Origin of the sequence: Microcystis sp. M165S2, from assembly GCF_020245885.1 — a bacterium.
Classification (GTDB): Bacteria; Cyanobacteriota; Cyanobacteriia; order Cyanobacteriales; family Microcystaceae; genus Microcystis.
Map to the genome: position 1 here is coordinate 1 of NZ_JADBTZ010000432.1, position 6,580 is coordinate 6,580.

General features: G+C 44.1%; 7 protein-coding genes. 5 read left to right on the forward strand and 2 right to left on the reverse strand.

From position 1 onward, the window contains the following. Nucleotides 1–334 precede the first annotated feature (334 nt). Nucleotides 335–1,876, reverse strand: a complete 1,542-nt coding sequence (locus IM479_RS21290) for a ferredoxin--nitrite reductase (RefSeq protein WP_287684945.1) — start codon at nucleotides 1,874–1,876, stop codon at nucleotides 335–337. Nucleotides 1,877–2,275: 399 nt separating this feature from the next. On the opposite strand from IM479_RS21290, the gene IM479_RS21295 reads away from it, so the two are divergent. Together IM479_RS21295 and IM479_RS21300 are read left to right on the forward strand one after the other, a co-directional pair. After that, the gene (locus tag IM479_RS21295; protein ID WP_287078741.1) at nucleotides 2,276–2,914 is read left to right on the forward strand and encodes an LON peptidase substrate-binding domain-containing protein; all 639 of its coding nucleotides are present in this window, start codon (nucleotides 2,276–2,278) and stop codon (nucleotides 2,912–2,914) included. Between the two features lie 289 nt (nucleotides 2,915–3,203). Then, a complete protein-coding gene (locus IM479_RS21300) occupies nucleotides 3,204–3,806 on the forward strand; it encodes a Crp/Fnr family transcriptional regulator (RefSeq protein ID WP_287078742.1) in 603 nt (200 codons plus the stop codon). Nucleotides 3,807–3,817: 11 nt separating this feature from the next. On the opposite strand, the gene IM479_RS21305 is transcribed toward IM479_RS21300, so the two are convergent. Next, nucleotides 3,818–4,738: an ROK family protein gene (locus IM479_RS21305; RefSeq protein ID WP_287684947.1), complete on the reverse strand. Its 921-nt coding sequence runs from the start codon at nucleotides 4,736–4,738 to the stop codon at nucleotides 3,818–3,820. 185 nt (nucleotides 4,739–4,923) lie between these two features. Between IM479_RS21305 and IM479_RS21310 the strand changes: the two genes are divergently transcribed. The 3 genes from IM479_RS21310 to IM479_RS21320 are packed head-to-tail and all read left to right on the forward strand — an operon-like array spanning nucleotide 4,924 to nucleotide 6,395. After that, entirely contained in the window at nucleotides 4,924–5,415 is a 492-nt protein-coding gene (locus IM479_RS21310; RefSeq protein WP_287684949.1) for a DUF29 domain-containing protein, read from the forward strand. Nucleotides 5,416–5,425: 10 nt separating this feature from the next. Beyond that, nucleotides 5,426–5,917 carry a DUF29 domain-containing protein gene (locus tag IM479_RS21315; RefSeq protein WP_287684951.1) on the forward strand — a complete coding sequence of 164 codons (492 nt, stop codon included), beginning with the start codon at nucleotides 5,426–5,428 and terminating at the stop codon, nucleotides 5,915–5,917. 13 nt (nucleotides 5,918–5,930) lie between these two features. Further along, nucleotides 5,931–6,395 (forward strand): DUF29 domain-containing protein, encoded by a 465-nt coding sequence (locus tag IM479_RS21320; protein ID WP_287684953.1) that lies wholly within the window; start codon nucleotides 5,931–5,933, stop codon nucleotides 6,393–6,395. The last annotated feature ends 185 nt before the right edge of the window (nucleotides 6,396–6,580 follow it).

A 6,580-nucleotide genomic window follows, 5' to 3' on the forward strand; every position in this document is an offset into this window, starting at 1 on the left:
ACAATAAGTTATGACTTAGAAACTAATCAACAACTAAAGCTTATGCTTGTAGCTAAGTGAAATCATTGATTAAGAGACCTGTGCTTTTCAATAACTTTTTCAGCAAACCCTAATTAGGGTTTGCTGAATAAATCTAAAAACATTGTTCGATAAGACTTTTAGACTTTTTGTCAATCAAAAAGTGCCTTAGCTAGGAGTGATTGGGGGGAAAATTCAGGGACTTTTTCCCTGAAAATTAGGTAATTGACCACCTGAAAATCGCTAAAACCCTACACCCCACACCCCACACCCCACACCCTACCCCCACCAACAAACTTTTTGCTGCAAACCCTAATTAACCTTTCGGTGTCGCCCCAAATTGTTCGATGAGGATAGAGGTTAACAGCGATTTTAGATCTTCACAGGGAATCCCTTTTTGTACACAGCTTCCCAGGTGAGCATCTTTACCCACTTCACCCCCCATGTAGAGGTCAACTCCTTCCACGGTTTTGCCGTCTTTGCGCGCTTTTGTCCCCATCAAACCGATATCGGCCACTTGGGGTTGTCCGCAGGAGTTAGGGCAACCAGTCCAATGGATCCGCACACCCCGGGGGATATTTAATTCCGCATCTAACTGACGAATCAAGTCCACAGCCTTATTTTTGGTTTCAATCAGGGCAAAATTGCAGAATTGCGCCCCCGTGCAAGAAACGAGCGCTCGTTGTAAAGGAGTGGGATTGGGGGTAAACTTAGCCAGTAAAGGCTCGGTTAAAAGAGTCGCAATATTTTCAGCCGCTATATTGGGAATAATCACGTTTTGTTCCACGGTTAAACGCAATTCTCCGCTGCCATACACTTCGGCAATCCGGGCTAAATCCAACATATCATCGGCAAATAGACGACCAACGGGAATACAAAGACCGATATAGCTCAATCCCTCCTGTTTTTGGGGAAAAACTCCTAAATGATCTCGTTTTTCCCAGTCAATAGCGTCTTTTTCGGCTGCCGTTGCCAAAGGATAACCTAAGTGATTAGCCACCCGCGTGCGGAATTCCTCAATTCCCCACTCATCAATTAACCACATTAAACGGGATTTTTGACGGTTGGAGCGCAATCCGTTATCGCGGTAAACTTCCAAAATTCCTCGGCATAAATCCACCACTTCCTGATTCGGTCTCACCCAAACATTGATGGGAATTGCCGCTTCACAGCGTTTAGCCGAGAAAAAGCCGCCCACCACGACATTAAAGCCTAATTCTCCCTCTTTATAGGCAGGAACAAAGGCAATATCGTTAATTTCCGCATGAACAGAGTTATCCCGTCCCCCCTCGATGGCAATATTAAATTTGCGGGGCAGATTGCTAAATTGATAATTACCTTGACCGTAGTTGGTAATCATATCTTGGACTTTTTGGACTAATTCCCTGGTGTCAATTAATTCATCCGCGTCTAGTCCCGCCATGGGTGAACCGGTAATATTTCTGACATTATCCATGCCCGATTGTACCGAAGTCATGCCCACGGATTTTAGTCGTTGGAAAATATCAGGAATATCTTCGATACGAATACCGCGTAATTGTAGGTTTTGACGAGTAGTAATATCGGCATTGCCATCATCACCGTAACGCTGCACGATTTCCCCTAAAACTCGCATTTGCTCACTACTGAGAATGCCGTTAGGAATCCGCAAACGCATCATGAATTTGCCCGGGGTGACGGGACGATAAAAAACCCCCACCCATTTTAAGCGATGTTCTAAATCGGTTTTATCCATCGCTTCCCAACCGATTTGGGCAAAATGATCCAGTTCATCTTTAATGGCTAATCCGTCTTTTTCGGCTTTAAATTTCTCGAATTTATTGAGAGTTGTTCCATCTTTTTCAGGTGCTTGTACCACGAATCTATCTCCTTACTGGTCTGTGGGTGCAATTGTTCTAGTTGGTGCGGTTTAGAAATGAAGAAATCGGGATTTAACAATAAGTATTCTTTAAAATACTGTCGTCATTAGCAAAAATTTAGTAATTTACCTAGTCTCTATTTGTTATTTAATTCGTTTTAAGTTGGATAATTTTGTATTGTTTGTAACAGAAATCCGCTCACCATCGTGTTTAGGCATTTATATCATGCAGTAAGTGCATTAAGGTGGGGTGTGGGGAAGTGGGGAGAATAAATAAAGGCAATCTCCCGGCTCCTGAATACCGGCTCCTGAATACTGGCTCCTGTCAATGCCCTTGCCTAGCGGTTCAGGGGGGATTGTGTAAAAATAAGAGAAGATCGGTTTTTTTTTACTAAACCTATGGCCACTTCTTCCATTGCCGTTAGAGAATTACCTCTCTTTCCCCTTCCCGAAGTTGTTTTATTCCCGGGTCGTCCCCTGCCCCTGCACATCTTCGAGTTTCGCTATCGGATTATGATGAATACGATATTGGAAGAAGATCGCCGTTTTGGGGTCTTAATGGTAGATCCAGCCACGGGAGAAATTGCTAAAGTCGGCAGTTGTGCGGAAGTTGTCCGTTGTCAACGTCTCCCAGATGATCGGTTAAAAATTCTCACCATCGGTCAACAGCGCTTCCGTGTCCTAGAATACGTCCGGGAAAAACCCTATCGTGTCGGTTTAGTGGAGTGGATTGAAGATGTCCCCACCACCCAAGATCTACGACCTCTGGCCAAAGAAGTGGATCGACTGCTGCGGGATGTGGTTCATCTATCAGCCAAATTAACCGCTCAAAAAATTGAACTCCCCGACGATTTGCCCAGTCTTCCCCTGGAATTATCCTACTGGGTGGCGGGTAATCTCTACGGTGTGGCCGGGGAACAACAGGCTTTATTGGAAATGCAGGATACAGTCAGTCGTCTGCAACGAGAATCGGAAATTCTCACCTCGACTCGCAATCATCTGGCCGCTCGCACGGCTCTTAAAGATGCTTTAAATTAATGATCTTTAGGTTTTTCAGCTTCGGGAGAGGGAAATGGGGAAATGGGGAGATGGGAGACCACTTCGTGCGCGACTTTCGGCGAAGCTCAGTCGAGCCGTTGCGGGGAGAGAGGGAAGTATTTTTAGTGAACAGTGAACAGTAAACAGTGAACTGATAACTCACATCTGAAAACTGATGACTGACCCACTGATAACTGATAACTGTTAATCTGGGGATTACCTAATGTTTACCTTGATACAGTAAAGTGGGGTTAAAATTGTTAGCCCCTCACCCAGGAGAACTTTGATCATGTTGCTGACCTATAATCCCAGCGTCTCACCCTTCCGAGAAGACTATAGCGAGAGTCGTCGGCTCCATTTTTATGATCGCGGGGAAAATATTCCTCTGGTGGTTGATGGAGTCTGGCAAGTTTATCGGGGTATGGCGCAACTAAGTCAAGTATCTGAGAGTGGAGAGGAAATTTTACTAGGCTGGGTTCATTCATCCCACTTTTTTGGCTTAAATTTGACCCATCTGGAATCCTATCACGCCAGAGCCTTGTCGGAACTGTACCTAAAATGGTACACGATCGCCGAAGTCGAAAATTCGGCGGAATTAACTAGGATGATGTTAAATCAAATGATCCGTCGTCAACAACAAACGGAATCGCTTCTTGCGATCGCAGGACTCAGACGAGTGGAGGAACGTCTCCAGCAGTTACTACAGTTATTAAAGCGGGAAATGGGAGAACCAATCGCCCAAGGCAGTCGTTTAAAGATCCGTTTAACCCATCAAAATCTCGCCAATGCTATCGGTACCACGAGGGTAACGGTGACGCGTTTGTTAGGCGAATTTCAGCGTCAGGGAGCCGTGAGTCTCGATGGCGATCGCCACTTGATTATTCACGATTAAGTCAGACAATTTTAGTCAGATCCGGCCATAATAGACTCCCCGCGGAAGTCCAATAATTGCCAAGCTAATTTAGCGGCCCCCACCATCCCGGCGCGATTACCCAACTCGGCCGTTAATACCTCTAATCCTTCTCTGGAACTAGGTAACACCCGTCTTTCGATTTCTGTGAGGAGAGAGGGAAAGAAAAACTTAGCACTGGCGCTAATGCCGCCGCCGATAATTACCGCCTCTGGGGTGAGAACATAGAGTAAACTGGCGATACCAGCCCCCAGTAAACAGCCGTAACCCTGCCAGAATTCTAAAGCCTCTCGATCGCCTTTTTCGGCCAATTCTGCCAATTGCTTCGGTTCTTTGCCAGTCATCCGGCGAATAGCTTGCAGGGAGGCGTATTGTTCTAAGGAACCCCGATTACCGCTATTGCACAATGGACCGTCAAAATTAAGGGTTATTAAGCCTAATTCTGCGGCCGTTCCCTTGCTGCCCACAAATAAGTTACCATCGAGGATAATTGCCCCTCCTACTCCCGTCCCCAAGGTCAACAGGATCAAGTTTTGAAACCGTTTGCCCGCTCCTAACCAAGCTTCCCCCAAACCGGCACAATTGGCATCATTGGCTAAAATTGTCGGCATTCCCGTGCTTTCTTCTAACCAATCGGCGAGGGGAATATCCCGCCATCCTGCCAAATTAATCGCTATTTTGGCAATTCTTCCCTGAGCATCCGCCGGCCCCGGCGTTCCCACACCGATGGCTTGACAACTTTTATCTAAATTTACTTGACAAATGCCTTGATGTATGGTAAGGGCGACTTCTTTGGGTGTAGCGGGTTGGGGAGTGGGCAAGGTGAGAGATTCGATACAATTGCCCTCTTGGTCAAATTTACCAATTTTAATAGCGGTTCCACCTAAATCGACACCTATTACTGTTTTCACCATCGGGCTTTCCTTGTTACTCTGGGAGTAGCTAGGTTTATTATCACTCTTTTTGGCGGTTTTTTCGCAGTTAGATGTGATTGAGGATAATTCGGCTAAACCGGCAAGACTAGCTGATTGATTAGCCCAAATTTCTCCTATAGTTTGGATACCTGCAGCTTAAATCCTTATTTTTCCCCATTTTAAAAATGATAAAAGTTACCATCCCAAATCTCTACGATAGCGATTATCAACTTTGGTTAGAATCGACGATCAACCAATTGCGTCAAGGAGATTTTCAAGCAGTAGATTGGCAGAATTTATTAGAGGAGTTGGCAGATTTGGGAAAAAGTGAACGACGAGCATTAGAAAGTTTATTAACTCGACTTTTAGAACATTTACTGAAGTTAACTTACTGGCAATCCCAACGAGATTATAATCAAGCTGGATGGAAAAAAGAAATTCGCAATTTTCGGATTCAGATCAAAAAAATTCTCAAAGATAGTCCCAGTTTAAAGTCCTATTTAAGGGAAATTTTGCAGGAATGTTATCTCGATGCTCGCAATCTGCTTATTGACGAAACCGAATTAGATGCCAGTATTTTCCCTCTGGAAGTGTTAGCTAATCTAGAGGAGATTCTCGATCAAAATTGGCTGCCGGATTGGGAAGCTATCAGCAATAATTCTGAAAAGTGCAGTTAAGGAGTAAAAAATGATGAATATTACCATTTCAAATCTCTACGATAGTGATTATCAACTTTGGTTAGAATCGACGATCAACCAATTGCGTCGGGGGGATTTTCAAGCGGTAGATTGGCCGAATTTATTAGAGGAGTTGGCAGATTTGGGAAAAAGTGAACGACGAGCATTAGAAAGTTTATTAACTCGACTTTTAGAACATTTACTGAAGTTAACTTACTGGCAATCCCAACGAGATTATAATCAAGCAGCCTGGAAAGGGGAAATTAGAACCTTTCGGAAACAAATCAAGAAAATCCTGAGAGATAGTCCCAGTCTCAAACCCTATTTATCCGAGATACTTGAGGAATGTTACAGCGATGCTCGGGAGATAATTATTGATATAACCCAATTAGATGCCAGTATTTTCCCCGTGGAAGTGTTAGCTAGTCTAGAGGAGATTCTCGCTGAAAATTGGCTGCCGGATTGGGAAGCTATCAGCAATAATTCTGAAAAGTGCAATTAAGGAGTAAAAAATGATGAATATTACCATTTCAAATCTCTACGATAGTGATTATCAACTTTGGTTAGAATCGACGATCAACCAATTGCGTCGGGGGGATTTTCAAGCGGTAGATTGGCAGAATTTATTAGAGGAGTTGGCAGATTTGGGTAAAAATAATCGACGAGCGCTTAAGAGTCTCTTAACTCGACTTTTAGAGCATTTACTAAAGTTAACTTCCTGGCAATCGCAACGAGATTACAATCAAGCAGCATGGAAAAAAGAAATCAGAAATTTTCGCCTACAAATTGCCGATCTTTTAGAAGATAGTCCCAGTTTAAAGTCCTATTTAAGAGAAATTTTAGCGAAATGTTATCTCGATGCTCGCCATCTGCTTATTGACGAAACCCAATTAGATGCCAGTATTTTCCCTCTGGAAGTTTTAGCTAATCTAGAGGAGATTCTCGATCAAAATTGGCTGCCGGATTTTCGGGAGACTTGACATCCTCACCGCCGTAAACGGACGGTGATTCCTCACCACGCCACTTTTTTAGAATGGTCGCTGAATGGGGTTGACGCTTCACGGGATGCTGCTTCTTTAACAGAAGTCTTACGCTTTCCTCTACGTCCGTTTAAAGTCTCCGAATGTCCTCCGGCGACCTTGATATTTACCGCAGCGTTTACATC